Below are 18,352 nucleotides of genomic sequence, written 5' to 3' on the forward strand. Positions count from 1 at the left end.
CTTTTTGAGATAGATGGGTGTGAAGTGTAAAAATGGAGCTTCGTCAGTTACGTTATTTTGTAGAAGTCGCAGACCGTGAACACGTGTCAGAAGCGGCTGAAAACTTACATGTTGCCCAATCTGCGATCAGCCGGCAGATTGCGAATTTAGAAGAAGAGCTTGGAGTGGCCTTATTCGAACGAGAAGGACGAAATATCAAATTAACGAAGATCGGCAGACAATTTTTAGATCATGTCAGAACGGCTCTAAAAGCCATTGATTATGCGAAAGAACAAATTGATGAATATTTAGATCCACACAAAGGAACCGTCAATATCGGCTTTCCTACTAGCCTAGCAAGCCAAGTGCTACCTTCTGTCATTTCCGCCTTTAAACAGGAATACCCAGAGGTCGATTTTTTACTTCGTCAAGGATCCTATAAATTTCTCATTGAAGCTGTAAAAAATCGAGATATTGATCTCGCCTTTTTAGGACCCGTACCGACAAACGATCCTCAAATAGAAGGACATATTTTGTTTTCAGAAAGCATTTACGCCTTGCTGCCTGTCAGCCACCCCTTTAGCGGACAAAGGAGTATTCATTTAAGTGATTTAAGAAAAGATCATTTCGTGTTATTTCCGGAAGGATATGTCCTGAGACAAATTGCGGTTGATGCTTGTAAGCAGGCAGGTTATGAGCCAACCATTTCATCAGAAGGAGAAGATTTAGACGCCATTAAAGGTCTCGTATCAGCGGGTATGGGCGTTACCTTATTACCCGAAAGCGCCTTTTATGAAACCACACCGCGCTTTACAGTGAAAATTCCGATCGATTTTCCGCAAGTGAGAAGAACGGTTGGAATTATTGCTTCTAAATCACGAGAAATGTCACCTTCTGCTCATGATTTTTATGTGTTCGTGAAGGATTTCTTTTCTAAAATTGAACAATATAAATAACTCATTAAAACAAGACATTTCATTTGTGGAAATAATCCCTCTTTGTATATGATGGGTTACAGAACAACACACTATATGGAAGAAAGGTATTCGTATGAAATCAATTTTATCGTTTTTAAAGCCGTATCGGCTATCCGTTGTGTCCATTGTGATCCTCACCTTTTTAAGCAGTATGCTCCAGCTGTATTTACCGACGCTTACGGCAGATATCGTCGATGTCGGGATCGTCCAAGGAGATATTGCTTACATATGGAAGGTTGGCGGCTGGATGGTGGCCTGTTCTTTACTTGCCATCTTACTCACGATCTGGAAGTCCTACTTGTCATCAAAGACTGCACTTGGCTTCGGGCGTGATATGAGAAGACAGCTATTTGTGCATGTCGAACAATTTTCATTAGAAGAATTTCAAAAGATCGGAACGTCTTCCTTTATTACAAGATCAACAAATGATGTAAAACAAGTCCAAGATGTCACGATCATGATTTTACAAATGATGACGAGAGCCCCGCTTATGCTTGTCGGCGGAATTATTTTAGCTGTATCACGCGATGCTGTCCTGTCTCTCATCTTTTTAGCAGCACTTCCCCTTCTTGGCGGATTTATCTATTTGGTGTCGAGAAAAGCCATTCCGCTCTTTGGCCAGCTTCAGAAAAAAACAGACCGGCTGAATTTAATTATGCGAGAATCTCTTTCAGGCATCCGGGTCATTCGTGCTTTTAACCGAGTAGATGATGAAAAGGAGCGTTTTCAAGAAGCCAACACATCCTACAAGGATACCGGCCTTAGAGTCAATCGTTTAATGGCTTACTTGTTTCCATTTATGCTGATTATCATGAACTTCACGAATATCGGCATTGTCTGGCTAGGTGCAAACCGAATTGATGCCGGAGAGATGGAAGTAGGGAACCTCATTGCCTTTATCCAATATGCGATGATGATTTTGATGGCACTGATTATGCTGTCAATGAGCTTTATTATGGTCCCAAGAGCACAAGCATCAGCTAAACGGATGAACGAAGTGTTAAACATGGAACCGAAAATTCAAGACAATGAAAGAACGGTTCCTGACCTGCGCGCGCCAGCACAATCCATTCGCTTTGAGGATGTGTCATTTTATTACTCAAATGCTGAAAAGCCGGCAGTTCAAAACATTTCGTTCGAAGCCAAAACTGGCGAAACGACAGCTATTATCGGAAGTACAGGTTCAGGGAAAACCACCCTTCTCCAGCTAATGACGCGCTTTTACGAAGCAACTGAAGGCCGGATTACACTAGATGGTGTAGACATTAGAGAGCTGCCTCAGGAGAAACTAAGAGGCCAGATGGGCTATGTTTCTCAAAAAGCGGTTTTATTTAGCGGAACCATTGCCGATAATGTGCGCTTCGGCAGGCAGAATGCAAGCGATGAAGACGTCTGGCAGGCGCTGCGAACGGCGCAGGCAGAAGAATTTGTTTTGCAAAAAGATGGCGGCATCGATGCGGAAATTGACCAGGGTGGATCGAATCTATCTGGCGGTCAAAAGCAGCGTCTTTCTATTGCAAGAGCGCTAGTGAGAAAGCCGTCATTCTATCTGTTTGACGATAGTTTTTCAGCACTTGATTACAAAACAGATGCGAAGCTTCGGGCATCTTTAGAAGCTGAAAAAGCGCATGCAGCCCTCATCATTGTGGCGCAAAGAATCAGCACAGTGAAGCATAGTGATAAAATCATCGTACTAGATGATGGGAAAATCGCAGGTATCGGTACACATGAACAATTACTGAAGGAGAACCTTGTCTATCAAGAGATTGTTGCATCACAGGAAGGTCAGGAGGTGGAGCGAGGATGAGTAAAAAAATGTCTTCCGGCATGGGTCATAAAGGCGGCCACCCTAGAGGACCTGTCGCAAAACCAAAGGAATTTAAGAAAACACTGCTTCGTTTGATTGGCTATTTAAAACCAAGGAAGATTCAATTGATCATTGTCTTCATTGCAGCAGTCGGTTCAACCGTCTTTAACGTCATTAGTCCAAAGCTGCTCGGGGATGCCACCTCTTCCCTGTTTGACAGCTTTACACAAGGAACAGCTGTTCAATTTGATGTCATTTCACGAATCTTATGGTTGCTTGTCGTGCTATACGTCGTTGCTGCTCTCTTTTCATTCGTTCAGCAATATGTCATGGCCGGTGTCTCTCAACAGACCATTGCTGAATTACGGCAAGAAGCAAATGACAAGCTCACACGTCTCCCCCTTCGGTATTTTGATAAAACAACCCACGGGGACACGCTGAGCCGTGTAATGAATGATATCGATAATATTAATACTTCGCTTCAGCAGGCACTCACCCAAGTGATTACATCTGTCATCACAGTCATTGGGATTGTCGTCATGATGCTATTGATTAGTCCGCTGCTAACCTTGCTTGTTTGTTTAACACTGCCGCTCAGCCTGTTTGCGATTCGCGGCATTACGTCATTTTCTCAAAAGCATTTTAAAGCGCAGCAAAAAGAGCTCGGGATGATCAATGGACATATTAATGAAATGTTCACAGGGCATCAGACAGTTCGTGCGTATGGCTACGAAAAGAAAGCGATCGATACATTTGATCAATTAAACGAGCAGCTGTATGAATCATCAAGGAAAGCACAGTTCATTTCTGGCTTAATGATGCCAGTGATGACGTTTATCGGGAACCTCGGCTATGTGGCAGTCAGTGTAGCCGGCGGTATTCTTGTGATTAACGGGAATATTCGTGTCGGAGATGTGCAGGCGTTTATTCAATACACGCAGCAAATGTCTCAACCGCTAGTGCAAGCATCAAGTGTCGCCAACTTGGTTCAATCAGCGATTGCTTCTGCTGAAAGGGTGTTTGAAATTCTGGATGAGAAAGAAGAAAGTCCCGAGGAAGATGCAGCGATTGATCTTGAATCACTTTCAGGCGATGTGAGCTTTGAACAAGTTCAATTCGGATATGAAAAAGACCATCCGATTATTAAAGATTTGACTTTAGATGTCAAAGAAGGTCAAACGGTTGCGATTGTCGGGCCAACAGGAGCAGGAAAAACAACCATCATCAATCTTTTAATGCGTTTCTATGAATTAGATCAAGGCTCTATCCGCATCGGCGGTGTCAAAACAACTGACCTCAGCCGTCATCAAGTACGCGACCTATTTGCGATGGTTCTTCAGGATACGTGGCTTTTTGAAGGGACGATTCACGACAACATTGCCTATGGCAGGCAGAACGTCTCAAAAGAGGATGTCATTAAAGCCGCCAAACATGCTTATGCTGATGACTTCATCCGCACGCTTCCAGACGGATATGACACACTCTTAACAGAAGATGCCGGCAACCTGTCTCAAGGTCAGCGTCAGCTGTTAACCATCGCCCGTGCGATTTTATCTGATCCAAAGATCTTAATATTAGATGAAGCGACGAGCAGCGTAGATACACGGACAGAGATGCACATTCAAAAAGCGATGAATGAATTGATGAAAGGCAGAACAAGCTTCGTCATTGCACACAGACTTTCGACGATCAAGGATGCCGACGTTATTCTAGTCATGAAAGATGGCACCATCATTGAAAAAGGAACGCACAGCGAACTCTTAAAACAAAATGGCTTCTATGCAGACTTATATATGAGCCAATTTACGGAGAATCAAGTGGGTTAAATATAAAAAAGGATAGACACGCATCCATGCGGTCTATCCTTTTTTGGTTAATCTAAACGCTTTTTCACTTTTACACTGAGTTTCGTTATATACTCTGCTTCATCTTTAGACATGAGTGAATGAAGCAAATACTCCTCAAATACATCTCCATCTAGCATCATGTCCTCTTTTTCAATTTCATCTAACAAGCGCGAATAAGCAGAATCAATCTCCTCGTATGATCCTTGATCATACATCACCGCATAAAGGCCCGCAGGTTTTTTAACTGCTTCCGGCGCTTCCATTCGGCAAAACAGCTGATCTGACTGATGATAGTGACGCTGAAGGAACTGCTCCTTTTTTAAGACAGCCCCATTTGCCGCAGCCCCTTTTATGCCGATTTCCTTTAGAAAATGTCCAACAATACGAGATATTTCTTCTACGGATGTATTCATGTCAATCGGGTTCGGTGCACTTAATACAACTGGTTCTTCTGGCAGCTCTTGAAACAAGACCTCCCCCATTTTGACAGATGATAGTTCCTGCGTCGTCTCCATGACCCGCATAAGAAAAGACTGGATATCTTGAAGTTTTTCAATCTCTTGTTTGACCTTTTCTATTTGTTCAGCTGCTAGGCTTTGGAGCCTTTCTCGGGAAGGCTCAGTGAAATATTGCTTTAACTCTTTTATCGGAAATTGCACAGCTCGAAGGGATTGAATCGCTATAAAATGATCAAATTGCTCAAGTGTATAGTATCGGTACCCATTTTCATGAACACCAGCTGGCTTAAATAAATCAATTTTATCGTAATAAAACAAGGTGTCTTTCTTTACATCAAATAGCTTGGCAAATTCTCCAGTAAAAAATGTTTTTTGCACATCATTTATCATAACTAAGGCTCCCCTCTTGACTATGGAGTTACTCCACCCTTTATGATAACATGCAGAACACCACTACGCTTGGAAAGGATAAAAACATGAACAACATCACTCAACATGAAGTGGCATTAGAACTTGCAAAAAAAGAGGAATTCCCTTTTATGAAAAATGAGCTACAGAAAGCTTTTACAGCTGGTGTGATCGACGCATTTGGCGATGCGCATGATGGACCGATTCCTCCAGGTGAAGTGATTGATGAATCTTTTCATTCGAATGAACACATCGTTTACCACATTATGCTAAATGACGAAAAAGCAGGCGGCGTTGTCATTAAAATCAACCAAGAGACCCACCACAACTCAGTTGACTTATTATACATCTCTTCATCCTCACACGGAAAAGGCATTGGTCAGGCAGCATGGAAAGCCATCGAGGCGCAATATCCAGAAACGATTGTTTGGGAGGTTGTGACTCCGTATTTTGAAAAACGCAACATTCATTTCTATGTCAATAAGTGCGGCTTTCAAATTGTGGAATTTTATCATATGAAACATCCAGATCCGAACGCACCTCATGCAGCTGATCAAGAAACTAAGCCTTCAGCACCTGAAGAATTTGAATTTTTTAAATTTGAGAAAGTGATGAAGAAAACCTGCTCTAGCTAATAAATATCAGCATCAAAAAACACTACCCCATGAAAAAGGTAGTGTTTTTTGAATCTCATCTAGCTTCTAATCTGACCGTCACCCGACAGAAGCAGCTTCGTTGTCGTGAGTGCTGGAAGTCCCATCGGACCTCTTGCGTGCAGTTTTTGAGTAGAAATGCCAATTTCAGCCCCATATCCAAGTGCACCGCCGTCTGTAAAACGGGTAGATGCGTTATGATAAACCGCCGCCGCATCGACTTCGTTTAAAAACTTAAGTGCCTGCTCTTCATCCTCTGTCACGATGGCTTCTGAATGTTTTGTACCGTACTCTTCAATATGGTGGATCGCTTCCTCGATTGAATCGACTACCTTTACTGCAAGATCAAGACTTAAATACTCATCTGTCCAGTCCACTTCCTCAGCAGGAATGGCGTTTGAAAAATGAGACAGTGCTTCCTCGTCGCCATGTACGGTGACATGGTGCTCTAGCAGAGCTTCATTCAACGATGCCGCATTTTCTTTCAGCCAATCGCGATGGATGATTAGCGTCTCAAGTGCATTACATACAGCCGGACGATTCGTTTTTGCATTGATGACAATCTCAATGGCTTTTTTCACATTGGCTGTTTGATCAATAAAGACATGACAGTTTCCTGTTCCTGTTTCAAGGACAGGAATGGTAGATTGTTCAACCACGGTTTTGATTAAAGAAGCTCCGCCTCGCGGAATTAAGACATCGATCCATTCTTTTAGATGAAGCATCGCTTGAACCGATGAACGGTCTGTTTGTTCTATCAATTGCACCGCATCACGCGGAATCTTTGTTTGATCTAATGCTTCATGAATAACACTTACAATGGCTTTGTTGGAAGAAATAGCGGAGGAACCGCCTTTTAAAATCACTGCGTTGCCTGCCTTAAGGGCAAGCCCTGCTGCATCGACAGTGACGTTCGGTCTCGCTTCATAGATCATCCCGATCACGCCGAGCGGTACTCTTCGGCTTTTCACATGCAAGCCGTTCTCAAGAGTCCATTCATCCAATATTTCTCCAACAGGATCTGTTAATCTCGTCACAAGCCGCAAGCTTTCGGCAAACTCATGAATTCTTTCTTCATTTAACATTAAACGATCCAAGAGTGCCTCTGAAAATCCCTTTTCCTTCCCGGCATCTATATCCTTTTCATTCTCTTGCAAGATGAACGTGCTATTTTGTTCTAACGCTTCTGCTAGTTTCAGCAGTGCCTCGTTTTTATCCTCTGTATGAAGTAAACCTAGTTTTTTTGAAACGTGCTTTGCTTTTTTCGCTTTTTCTTTGACCGATGTGACAACTTCAGCTGTCAGTGTCATGGAATTCCTCCCTTTTGGTTAGCAAACTGGTATCGATAAATCTAAATGACAAACAAAAGCTTCAAGATCGACGACATGAACCACTTCATCCTGCAACGAGTCACTGCTCAGTGCAAGTTCGTCAGATGGATAATTCACAATACCAAGCCCGATTTCTCTTCCATCTTGATCTAAAATGCGGACGACATCACCTTTTTTAAACGAACCCTTTACATTGACAATGCCACCCGAATCAAGGCATTTCTCTCTATGGATGAGGTGTTCCTGCGATTTCTTTTGAACAACAATCTCGCCTTTTGGTCCAGAATGAAAGGCAATCCACTGCTTCTTGTAATTCAGCGGTGCTAAATTTTCATCCGCGGTAAAATAAGTGCCGTCCTCTGTTCCATTAATGGCTTTGTCTAAAATGTGAGGCGTATCCGCTTTGCCTAAAAAGCCGTTAATGCCAGCTGCCATTGAAATTTTAAACGCATCGAGTTTTGATTTCATTCCGCCTGTGCCCACACTGCTCCCTGCATCTCCAGCTGCTGCTTCGATGTCTTCTGTGATGTCTGTGACTTCAAGAATTCTTTTCGCATTCGGATTTGTATGCGGGTTCTCTTCATACAAGCCATCAATATCAGATAAAATGGAAAGGAAATCCGCATCAATGAGTCCAGCTACTTTTGCAGACAATGTATCGTTATCTCCGAACTTCAAGCGGTTAATCGTCACTGTATCATTTTCATTGATAATCGGAATGATGCCTCGATCTAATAACACATTCATCGTGTTGCGCACATTTTGATAGCGCGTTTCATCTGAAAAATCACTTCTTGTGATTAAAAGCTGTGAGGCAATATAACCGTGTGATAAAAATAAAGTAGAATATGATTCCATTAAAAGGCCTTGCCCAATTGAGGCAGATGCCTGTTTTTCCGGCAGTGTTTTGGGTCTATCGATAAATCCTAGTTTTCGGTAACCAGCTGCAACCGCACCAGATGAAACCAAAATGACTTCGTGTCCTTCATCTTTGAGTTTTACAATTTGATTGACGAGGTTTTCTAGTTTTTTTAAACTAATCTCCCCTTGAAAGCTAGTAAGTGAGCTGCTTCCGATTTTTACAACAATTCGTTTTCTCTCTTTATCTGCGTACACCTTATCACTCCTGTACCTGAGCTCTATTTATTATATAGATACTTTTTGTTTTTGCTGTTTGCTGATCTCTTTTGATCGGTTGGCAGCATGTTTGACGGCCTGCTTGATTGCTTCTCCTCCGCCAAAATCATCTAATGCATTCAGTCCTGCAGCTGTTGTTCCATTTGGTGACGTAATTTTCTCTCTCAGAGTAGAAGGGTCTTCCTCTGTTTCTTGCAACATTTTCGCAGCACCGAGAAGTGTCTGCGCGCCAATTTGGCGAGACAATTCCTTAGATAAACCTGCTTCTTCTCCTGCTTCTTCGATTCTTTCCATTAAGAAATAAAAATAGGCTGGCCCGCTTCCGGCAATTCCAGTGAAAATATCCATTTGCTCTTCCTGAATGGTATACACTTCGCCCATTTCAGATAAAAGAGCCTGACTCATGCTGATATGGTCGTCTTTCACATAACGTCCAGCACATAAAGCGGTCGCTGAAGCCCCGATCGTACTTGACGTATTCGGCATGACCCTCATCACGGGCTGTCCTTCATGCAGCATATCTTCAATATACGATTGCTTCACGCCTGCAAGGACAGACATGATCAGCTGGTCTCTCCGAATATGAGGTTTTAACGATTCAAGTGCTGTTTCAGCATCCTTTGGCTTCATGGCCAGGATCAACATATCCATTTCTTCAAAAGGAAAAGAATCCATTGTGGCTGTTTGTATTCCGTAACGTATCGTTAGTTCATTCAATCGAATTTGATTTTGTCTGTTTGTTGCGTAAATTTGGCCTAGTGGCATTTGTCCTGATCGCACAATCCCGGCAATCATTCCTTCCGCCATAGAACCTGCTCCAATGAAAGCAACTTTCTTTTGATCAATGATATTGATCCTCTCCCTTGTTCGCTTTTTGTTCGTGTTTTTCGCACGTTAGTTATCGTAACATGATGAGAAATCGTGTCAAGAAAGAGCCAGCGCTTTTCAAAAGTCCCGAATACGCGTTCAACCGCTTGCTGTATGTATACTGACTGCGCTTTTGCAAAACAACATTTTAGATCAAAAGTACTATTCGTATTTGCATCATAGTACCCTTTCGTTCGACTGAATTCCCCATTTTATTTTTGGTTTCGGTGACTTCAATTCTATTTTTTAGAAAGCGCTATCATTTTTAATGACTTTCTATTTTCCTATACGATGAATGTGCTTGAATCTTCCGATTAGACTATTGACATATTTTAGAAAACATGTCCGTTGAAATGATATTTTACGGGTGATACCGTGAAAGGGAAACTAAGTGAAAAAGGAGCGTTCATAATGAAAGTGAAAGAAAACTATATCAATGTCATTCCAATGAAAGAAATCCGTTCGACCGATGACCTTCTTTTCCCGTTCCCTATTTACAATGAGCTACGTGCCCAGAGTGATATTAGATATGATGAAACAAGAAAGTGCTGGGATCTCTTTCGATATGCGGATATCCAGTCTGTTCTGAAGCAGCCAAAAGTGTTCTCATCACAGCGAGGAAGAAGCACAACGAAAACGAGTATTTTAACGATGGACCCGCCAAAACATACAAAAATGAGAGCACTCGTCAATAAAGCATTCACACCAAAAGCGATTAAACAATTAGAAGATAACATTAAAGACCTGACACATGACCTGCTGCAACAAGTCAAGGGTCAGCGTACGTTTGATATCGTAGAAGATCTAGCAGCTCCCCTGCCTGTCATGATTATTGCTGAGCTTCTAGGTGCAGAGGTAAAGGATAGAGCGTTCATTAAGAAACATTCTGATGCCCTAGTAGCAGGTGCAAAGGATGAATCAAAAGAAGCCATTCAAGCAGTAGTCGATATGCAGAAACGCGCAGAGGAAGAGCTGTCCGCTTATTTTGCTCACTTGATCCAAAAACGAAAAGAATCCCCTGCTGATGACCTGATCTCACTTCTTATTCAAGCAGAAATCGATGGTGAGCGTTTAACCGAGAATGAACTACTTGGTTTTTGCATTCTATTACTTGTTGCTGGTAATGAGACAACGACCAATTTGATTACTAATGCAGTAAGACTGCTAACAGAGCAGCCGCATATCGCCGAAGCAGTACGGCAAGACCCCTCTCTTATTCCTCAATTGACCGAGGAAACACTACGCTATTACCCGCCTGTTCAAGCCATTGGGCGAATCGCGGCCGAGGATGTTGAGATTGCAGGCTCGAAAATTAAAAAAGGAGACTATCTCATTAGCTGGGTTGCTTCAGCAAATCGTGATGAACAGAAATTTGACGATCCGGATACGTTCCGTCTTGACCGGAAATCAAACCCGCATATGAGCTTTGGCTTTGGCATTCATTTTTGTCTCGGTGCACCGCTTGCCCGCCTTGAGAGCAACATTGCACTTGAGATTTTACTCCAGACGTTTCAAGACATCACCTGTGCGGCAGATCAGCTAAAACCCATTCAAAGCACATTTGTTTTTGGGGTAAAAGAATTTCCTGTACAGGTCACCCGTTTTTAAAAGTCCCTTTTGAGGGGCTTTTTTTCATTTTCTTCAATTCATCATCTCTTTCTTACCTTCCACCTCCGAACATGCTAAAATAAAGTCCATATAAAGTGATAACGGATTTCAGAAAAGGAGCCAAAAATTCATGACCGATTATACAGCAATGAAAGACGGAATATTCAAATCAGTTTGTTCGTTAGATTGCCCAGATCAGTGCGGTCTTTTGATACATAAAGAAAATGGAAAGATCGTAAAAGTGCAGGGAGATCCAGACCACCCCGTCACCCAAGGCAACATATGCAACAAGGTGCGGAATGTCACAGCCCGTTTATATGATGAAAAGCGACTGACCACTCCTTTGAAGCGTGTTGGCCGCAAAGGCGATGGACAATTTGCTCCGATTACGTGGGAAGAAGCCATTGAAACCATTCGGCAAAAATGGACAAAACTGATTGAAGAAAAAGGTCCAGAAAGTATTCTGCCTTACAGCTTTTATGGGAATATGGGCAATCTGAATGCAGAAGGCATGGACCGCCGCTTTTTCTATCGTCTTGGTTCAAGTCAATTAGACCGGACCATCTGTCAGTCTGCAGGAACGACTGGCTATAAATATACAATGGGTGCAAGCATTGGGACAGATCCAGAAGAGACCATTCATACGAAACTATTCATCTTTTGGGGCATCAATGCCGTGTCGACCAATATGCACCAAATCACCCTCGCACAAAAAGCGCGAAAGCAAGGAGCAAAGATTGTCGTGATTGATGTACACAAGAACCAAACCGGACGGATGGCAGATTGGTTTATTCCGCTTCGACCTGGTACTGACAGTGCCCTTGCCCTTGGCATCATGCATGTTCTTTTTAAAGAAGGACTAACAGATGAAGCCTTTTTAGAATTTTATACAACCGGTCATAAGGAGCTGCGTGAGCATGTGAAGCAGTATGATCCAGACACTGTTGAGGGTATCACGGGGGTTTCTAAAGAGGACATCCTTACACTTGCAAGAATGTACGCAGAGACATCGCCATCTCTTATTCGTATTGGCAATGGTTTGCAGCACCATGATAATGGCGGAATGAGTATTCGAACCATATCCTGCCTCCCTGCCCTGACTGGTCAATGGCTCCACAAGGGCGGCGGTGCGATGAAATCAAACTCTTCTTTTCTCAGCTATAATGAAACAGCTCTTCAGCGGCCGGATTTATTAAAGGAACGCACGCCAAGATCATTTAATATGAATCAGCTAGGCAGTGTGCTGACGAATGCAGCGCCTTCCATTGATTCACTCTTTGTCTACTCGTGCAACCCAGCTGTTGTGACGCCTGAAGCGAATAAAGTAAGAGAAGGTTTGCTGAGAGATGACTTATTTACAGTCGTTCACGACCTATTTCTAACAGAGACAGCTAAGTATGCAGACATTGTCCTGCCGGCAACATCCGCCTTTGAAAATGAGGATTTCTATACATCATACTGGCACCATTATATTCAAATTCAAGAGCCAGTGATTGAACGCTATGGAGAAAGCAAATCCAATACAGAAGTGTTTCGCTTGTTAGCCCATGCGATGGGCTTTGAAGATGAAGCCTTCCGCGAGACAGATGCGGAACTCATGGAACAAGCCCTTCATCATCCAGAAAATCCGCATTATGAGGACATTTCATACGAGGCATTAAAAGAAAAGAAATGGATCAAAGCAAAACGAGGACCTTTCCAAGACTTAAAGCTCTCTACCCCGAGCGGCAAAATTGAGCTTTATTCTGAACAAATGAAAAAAGACGGATATCCGGCGCTTCCTACCTACGTGCCCCTTTATCAGGAAAGCGAATATCCGCTTACCTTTATACCGGGACCGAATCATAATTTTCTTAACTCGACCTTCTCACTTCATGAAAAGCATCAAAAGCTTGAGAAGTTCCCGAAGCTTCACATGAATGAACAAGATGCAAAGGCAAGAAAAATTGAAGATGGTGACATGGTGCGTGTGCTCAATGACCGAGGAGAATGCGAGCTTGTCGTGTCAGTCGGTCACAATGTATTACCTGGTGTTGTGGTCAGCCAAGGATTATGGGCAGATCAAAAAGGCAAAAAGCATCTAGTTAACGGGCTAACACCTGATCGGCTGGCAGATATGGGCGGCGGTGCGACGTTCTTTTCGGGCAGAGTGGAAGTTGAAAAATGATCATAGACAGAAGAAAAGCCAGCAAAAAACTGCTGGCTTTTTTCATTTGGTTTTATCGAATAATCAGCTGGTTGGTCATTACATTCGCACTTCCGTTGCTTCGGTAGCCTTCTACAGTTAATGCTGTTTCATACATTTTCCCCATTGGCATACCTAGGCTTTCCCATTTTCTGAAATGCTCACTGACGGATACAGTACCGCTCGTACGTTTTGTTTGACGTACACTCCAATATTGCTTAAAGGTAGCGTCTCCAATAATAGAAGGCTGATTGACACGTAGCGTTTCATAAATGTCATATGTGCCTCCATCGGCATAAAATGATCCTTTATACGTTCCTGTTGGGCGATAGGTGCCCCATGACTCAACAATGTAGTATTCAGCTAATGGAGATTGTGTCCAGCCATAGACACATAAGTAGGAATTCCCGCCTGGGTTAAAGGCTGCGTTGTAATTGATGGAGATGTTGCCAAGTTGATGATGAGTTTTAGTGGAATCAAACTTCTTCCCTTTTCGAAACAAAGCATTTCCGATATTGTTCCATTGCGCGCTAAATGCCCCGCCGTTATTGAGTGTCATTGCGGTATTTCCGTAATCCTTCCATAATTCAAAATCGTACCCGCTGTGATTGCCTATTCTATTGTCATAAATCGTTTCCGCATGAGCTGGTACAGCCGTCAGTGTCAGCACAAATCCAATACACATCACAAACAATAGCCTCAATCTTTTCAAGTTCATTTTCAATCCCTCTCCTTTTTTCATTAAAATTGTTCTGCCTTCTCTAAGATGAAGCGAACTCATCACCTCCTTTCATGTCACCCTTTTTGCTAGACGGAACGGTATTGTTCTAACCCAGCATGGATATCTCTTGTTTGTGTATAGACCTTTTGATACAGATGAAACAGATCATCATATATACTTGCAAGCTGCTGCTCTGGCTCATAGACAGCAGCTTGATGAATAAACTGATTTGCACATGCTTCAAGCGATGGATACCAACCGCAGCCAACGGCGGCCAGTATCGCTGCTCCTAAAGCAGGCCCTTGTTCATTGTCTAACTGGATGACCTCTGCCTGAAAAATGTCTGCTTGCATTTGAAGCCATGTCCGGCTTCTCGCACCGCCTCCAATGGAAACAATTGAATCTATGTGTTTCCCAGCTTGCCTGAATAAAGCGATCGATTCATTTAACGAGAAAGTAATCCCTTCTAGCACAGCCCTAACGACATGTGCCCTTTCATGCCGGCTGTCTAATCCAATCAAGCTTCCACGAATGATAGCATCCGCATGAGGTGTTCTTTCCCCGACTAAATATGGCGTGAAGAGCAATCCATTTGCTCCTGGCGCGACATCAACCGCACCCTCTAAAAGTGATTGGAACGATTCCTCTGGAGTCAGTAAATGTTTTATCCAGTTAAGGCTATATCCTGCTGAAAGGGTCACACCCATTGTGTAGTAAGCGTCTTTTTTTGCATGATGGAACAAATGCAGGTTTCCTTGAAGCTCTCTTTCATGATCCTCTTCGTAAGAGAGAATGACCCCAGATGTGCCAATACTGCATAACGTGCGACCAGAGGATAAAATACCAGCACCAATTGCTCCGCAAGCATTGTCTGCCCCGCCAGCAAAGACTTTTGCACCCTCTTCGATCCCCGTCTCACGTGCAATGTGCGGAAATAGTGTACCAACCTCTTCCTCTGATGAGATCAGTGGCGGACAAATATGAGGAGGAATATCAAATGCCTGACAAATTTCTTCACTCCACGCTTGCTCTCCAATATTTAATAACAATGTGCCAGCCGCATCAGAATAATCGATATGAACAGAACCTGTTAATCGAAATCTGACATAATCTTTTGGGAGTAAAAACATGTCGATTTGTTGATCAATTTCTGGTTCATGCTCCTTTACCCATAATAATTTTGGCAGTGTGAATCCTTCTAGCGCTTGATTTTTCGTGAACTGTTGGAGCCGTTCCCCCAGTTTTTTTGTAATATGTGTACATTGCGCTGTCGTTCGTGTATCATTCCATAAAATCGCAGGGCGGAGCACCTCGCGGGATTCATTTAAAAGAACCAGACCATGCATCTGTCCAGAGAAGCTGATGCCCTCTACTTTCTTTGAAAGGACAGGCTGCCTTGCCATCAGTTCTTTCATCGCAGCCACTGTTTGCTCAACCCATTCCTCTGGGTTCTGTTCACAATATCCAGGTTTATCTTGAATGAGGCGGTAAGGCTTAGTGGCCTCGCCGCACACCTTTCCATTCTCATCGACTAATATGGCTTTGACTCCGCTCGTTCCAAGATCAATTCCCATCACATACTTCATGTCTTCACTCCTTCAAAACAGGTCCGCTTCTTCAATCAATCTTCTAACAAGTATTGATTTAACCGGGCTTTCAACTGTTCCTCTCTTCCCGATTCGTTACTGATTAAAGGGTGCTTGAGCGCATACTCTTCTAATGTATGAAAGTTTGCCTTTCCTTCTGAAATGTCACGGCCAATCCCTTCAGAAAAACTGCGATATCGGTGCTTGATCACATCTTCAAACACACGATCTTCTATGAGTCTATGAGCCACCCGCAGTCCTTTTGCGAATGCATCCATGCCCGCAATATGGGCATACAAAATATCTTCAAGCTCAAAAGAAGCTCTTCTCACTTTTGCATCAAAATTGAGACCGCCAGTTCCTAGTCCGCCATTTTGCAGAATTTCATACATGGCAAGAGTTGTGGCATATAAATCGGTTGGAAATTCATCCGTGTCCCAGCCAAGCAGCGTATTCCCTTGGTTCGCATCCACAGAACCGAGCAATCCATGTATTCTTGAGACGCGTAATTCATGCTCAAACGTATGACCAGCAAGCGTCGCATGATTGGCCTCGATATTCAATTTAAAATGTGAATCTAGTCCGTATTGCTTTAAAAAGGCAATAGATGTCGCTGCATCTGCATCGTATTGATGAGTGGTTGGCTCCTTTGGCTTAGGCTCAATTAAAAATTGGCCAGTGTACCCAATTTCCTTTGCATAATCAACAGCCATATGCAAAAATGACGCCATGTGATCAAGCTCTCTTTTCATATCTGTATTCAGCAGAGTATCGTACCCTTCTCGTCCTCCCCAGAAAACGTAATTTTCTGCGCCAAGTTCTTTAGCTGTTTCGATGCCTTTTTTCACCTGTGCGGCTGCATAGGCAAAGACGTCTGCATGACAAGATGTTGCTGCGCCGTGTACAAATCTAGGATGCTTGAACATATTGGCTGTATTCCACAGCAGCTTGACTCCGCTATCCCGCATGTATTCTTTCATTCTTTCTAAAATGATGTCTAATTGCTGATTCGTCTCTTGAAGCGTATCTCCCTCCGGTGCAATGTCACGGTCATGGAAGGAAAAATACGGAACATCCAATAGATCAAACAGTTGAAAGGCTACTTCCAATCTAGCTTTTGCTAAATCCATTCCGCTATAGGAGTCCCAGGCTCTTTGCATCGTACCAGTTCCAAACATGTCTGTTCCATCAGCAGTCAATGTATGCCAATAAGCGACTGAGAAGCGCAGGTGATCTTTCATTGTTTTTCCGCCAATCATTTCACTTGGATCATAGTGTTTAAAAGCGAGTGGATTTTTTGATTGTTTTCCTTCATATTGTATTTTTCCGATTCCTTCTAAGCTGTGTAACGTTTTCATATTTGAGTTGGCCATCTTTTATTCCTCCTATGAATATACTTTGTAAGTTGATTCAACAAACTAATGTTCAATTGATGATCAATTCACTTTGAATTTTCCATATTTTTTAGTTTTTTAGAAATATTTTCGTTATAATAAAGTTAAAAACATCCTTCTTACAGATTACATGCGTAGAAAAGCAGCTTTTTTCTTCACTTAATCTAAAGACGAAACAAATGGAGTGGATAACATGGATATCGCTGATCAGAACTTTGTGAAAAAAATAAATCAAAAGCTATTATTAAAAGAAATTCTCCAGCATGCGCCAATTTCTAGAGCTAAATTATCTGAACGCACTGGGTTAAATAAATCGACTGTTTCCTCTCAAGTGAGTACATTAATGAAAGAGCAACTCGTCTATGAGATCGGTCAAGGTGAGTCTAGCGGCGGGAGAAGACCGGTTTTACTGATGTTTAATAAACGTGCTGGCTGCTCCATCGGGATTGATGTCGGCGTTGATTATGTCAATGGCATTTTAACCGACCTTGAAGGGTCCATCCTTCAAGAAGAACAGATCAAGCTCCCATCAAGCGCTCCTGATGTGACCATACGCATATTAACTGAATTAATACAGCAGTTGAAGGCCCAAATCCCCTCTTCCCCATATGGGCTCATAGGTATTGGCCTATGTATACCCGGGCTAGTGGATGCCGATCAACAAATCGTGTTTACGCCGCATTCTAAATGGAAAAATGTTGACATGAAAACAACGCTCCAAGACGCATTTCAAGTACCCGTCTTCATTGAAAATGAAGCAAATGCCGGTGCATATGGTGAAAAAATCTTTGGTGCCGCTAAACTTTATGATCATTTGATCTATGCCAGCATCGGCACCGGCATTGGAATCGGGATCATTATCAATCATCATTTATACAGAGGTGCATATGGCTTTTCTGGTGAAATGGGACATATGACCATCGACTTTAATGGACCAACATGCAGCTGCGGAAACCGTGGTTGCTGGGAGCTGTATGCATCTGAGAAAGCCTTGTTTCAGTCCCTTCAAACAAATGATCAGCCCATCTCTCATCAAGAATTGGAAAAGCTGGCGACGTTAAATGACATGAAAACCCTCAATGCCCTGCGCAACTTTGGCTTTTACCTTGGGGTTGGTCTCACAAACGTCCTCCATACCTTTAACCCGCAAGCGATTATTTTACGAAACAAGGTGATTGAAGCGCAGCCAACGGTTCTACGTGTGATTCAAGAGGAGGTCTCCTCCAGGATGGATACTCAATTCAGTTCACATGTCGAGCTGCTTCCATCGTCATTAGGACACAACGCACCAGTATTAGGGATGACATCTCTCGTCATTGAAGCTTTCCTGCAAGATGCTACCCTCTCACCATGACAGATTCATAGATAAAAAAGACAGCTCTTACCGTGTTGTC

The 18,352-nt window shown here is 42.8% G+C and carries 14 protein-coding genes; 7 read left to right on the forward strand and 7 right to left on the reverse strand.

Going from position 1 to position 18,352, the window contains the following annotated elements:
• Positions 1 to 32 precede the first annotated feature (32 nt).
• The 3 genes from MHB83_RS14220 to MHB83_RS14230 all read left to right on the forward strand — a co-directional run bounded on the left by MHB83_RS14220 (position 33) and on the right by MHB83_RS14230 (position 4,589).
• Positions 33 to 935, forward strand: a complete 903-nt coding sequence (locus MHB83_RS14220) for a LysR family transcriptional regulator (RefSeq protein ID WP_050943953.1) — start codon at positions 33 to 35, stop codon at positions 933 to 935.
• 94 nt (positions 936 to 1,029) lie between these two features.
• On the forward strand, positions 1,030 to 2,763 hold the full coding sequence (locus MHB83_RS14225; RefSeq protein ID WP_342496418.1) for an ABC transporter ATP-binding protein: 1,734 nt from the start codon (positions 1,030 to 1,032) through the stop codon (positions 2,761 to 2,763).
• Positions 2,760 to 4,589 (forward strand): ABC transporter ATP-binding protein, encoded by a 1,830-nt coding sequence (locus MHB83_RS14230; protein ID WP_212046015.1) that lies wholly within the window; start codon positions 2,760 to 2,762, stop codon positions 4,587 to 4,589. Before MHB83_RS14225 ends, MHB83_RS14230 begins: the two co-directional genes overlap by 4 nt.
• A 47-nt stretch (positions 4,590 to 4,636) precedes the next feature.
• Here the strand turns inward: MHB83_RS14230 and MHB83_RS14235 are convergent, their stop codons facing one another.
• Positions 4,637 to 5,458, reverse strand: a complete 822-nt coding sequence (locus MHB83_RS14235; protein ID WP_212046014.1) for a MerR family transcriptional regulator — start codon at positions 5,456 to 5,458, stop codon at positions 4,637 to 4,639.
• A gap of 86 nt (positions 5,459 to 5,544) precedes the next feature.
• Here MHB83_RS14235 and MHB83_RS14240 point away from each other — a divergent pair, with 86 nt between their 5' ends.
• Positions 5,545 to 6,111 carry a GNAT family N-acetyltransferase gene (locus tag MHB83_RS14240; RefSeq protein ID WP_342496419.1) on the forward strand — a complete coding sequence of 189 codons (567 nt, stop codon included), beginning with the start codon at positions 5,545 to 5,547 and terminating at the stop codon, positions 6,109 to 6,111.
• Positions 6,112 to 6,170: 59 nt separating this feature from the next.
• On the opposite strand, the gene MHB83_RS14245 is transcribed toward MHB83_RS14240, so the two are convergent.
• Genes MHB83_RS14245 through proC form a run of 3 tightly spaced genes read right to left on the reverse strand, consistent with a single transcriptional unit; the run spans position 6,171 to position 9,404 of the window.
• A complete protein-coding gene (locus MHB83_RS14245; RefSeq protein WP_335356119.1) occupies positions 6,171 to 7,439 on the reverse strand; it encodes a glutamate-5-semialdehyde dehydrogenase in 1,269 nt (422 codons plus the stop codon).
• 18 nt (positions 7,440 to 7,457) lie between these two features.
• On the reverse strand, positions 7,458 to 8,576 hold the full coding sequence (gene proB, locus MHB83_RS14250; protein ID WP_342496420.1) for a glutamate 5-kinase: 1,119 nt from the start codon (positions 8,574 to 8,576) through the stop codon (positions 7,458 to 7,460).
• Positions 8,577 to 8,606: 30 nt separating this feature from the next.
• Positions 8,607 to 9,404 carry a pyrroline-5-carboxylate reductase gene (gene proC / locus MHB83_RS14255; RefSeq protein WP_342496421.1) on the reverse strand — a complete coding sequence of 266 codons (798 nt, stop codon included), beginning with the start codon at positions 9,402 to 9,404 and terminating at the stop codon, positions 8,607 to 8,609.
• A 471-nt stretch (positions 9,405 to 9,875) separates the two neighbouring features.
• Here proC and MHB83_RS14260 point away from each other — a divergent pair, with 471 nt between their 5' ends.
• Both MHB83_RS14260 and MHB83_RS14265 read left to right on the forward strand, forming a co-directional pair.
• The gene (locus MHB83_RS14260; protein ID WP_226805293.1) at positions 9,876 to 11,072 is read left to right on the forward strand and encodes a cytochrome P450; all 1,197 of its coding nucleotides are present in this window, start codon (positions 9,876 to 9,878) and stop codon (positions 11,070 to 11,072) included.
• 130 nt (positions 11,073 to 11,202) lie between these two features.
• Positions 11,203 to 13,239: a molybdopterin oxidoreductase family protein gene (locus MHB83_RS14265; protein ID WP_284907241.1), complete on the forward strand. Its 2,037-nt coding sequence runs from the start codon at positions 11,203 to 11,205 to the stop codon at positions 13,237 to 13,239.
• A gap of 52 nt (positions 13,240 to 13,291) precedes the next feature.
• On the opposite strand, the gene MHB83_RS14270 is transcribed toward MHB83_RS14265, so the two are convergent.
• The 3 genes from MHB83_RS14270 to xylA form a co-directional block, all read right to left on the reverse strand.
• The gene (locus tag MHB83_RS14270; RefSeq protein WP_050943981.1) at positions 13,292 to 13,975 is read right to left on the reverse strand and encodes a glycoside hydrolase family 11 protein; all 684 of its coding nucleotides are present in this window, start codon (positions 13,973 to 13,975) and stop codon (positions 13,292 to 13,294) included.
• An 89-nt stretch (positions 13,976 to 14,064) separates the two neighbouring features.
• Positions 14,065 to 15,564, reverse strand: a complete 1,500-nt coding sequence (gene xylB / locus MHB83_RS14275) for a xylulokinase (RefSeq protein ID WP_342496422.1) — start codon at positions 15,562 to 15,564, stop codon at positions 14,065 to 14,067.
• A 35-nt stretch (positions 15,565 to 15,599) separates the two neighbouring features.
• Positions 15,600 to 16,937 (reverse strand): xylose isomerase, encoded by a 1,338-nt coding sequence (xylA, locus tag MHB83_RS14280; protein ID WP_251190424.1) that lies wholly within the window; start codon positions 16,935 to 16,937, stop codon positions 15,600 to 15,602.
• Positions 16,938 to 17,151: 214 nt separating this feature from the next.
• Here xylA and MHB83_RS14285 point away from each other — a divergent pair, with 214 nt between their 5' ends.
• On the forward strand, positions 17,152 to 18,312 hold the full coding sequence (locus MHB83_RS14285) for an ROK family transcriptional regulator (protein WP_342496423.1): 1,161 nt from the start codon (positions 17,152 to 17,154) through the stop codon (positions 18,310 to 18,312).
• The last annotated feature ends 40 nt before the right edge of the window (positions 18,313 to 18,352 follow it).

The organism is Bacillus sp. FSL K6-3149 (assembly GCF_038630515.1).
Lineage (GTDB): Bacteria > Bacillota > Bacilli > Bacillales > Bacillaceae > Bacillus > Bacillus pumilus.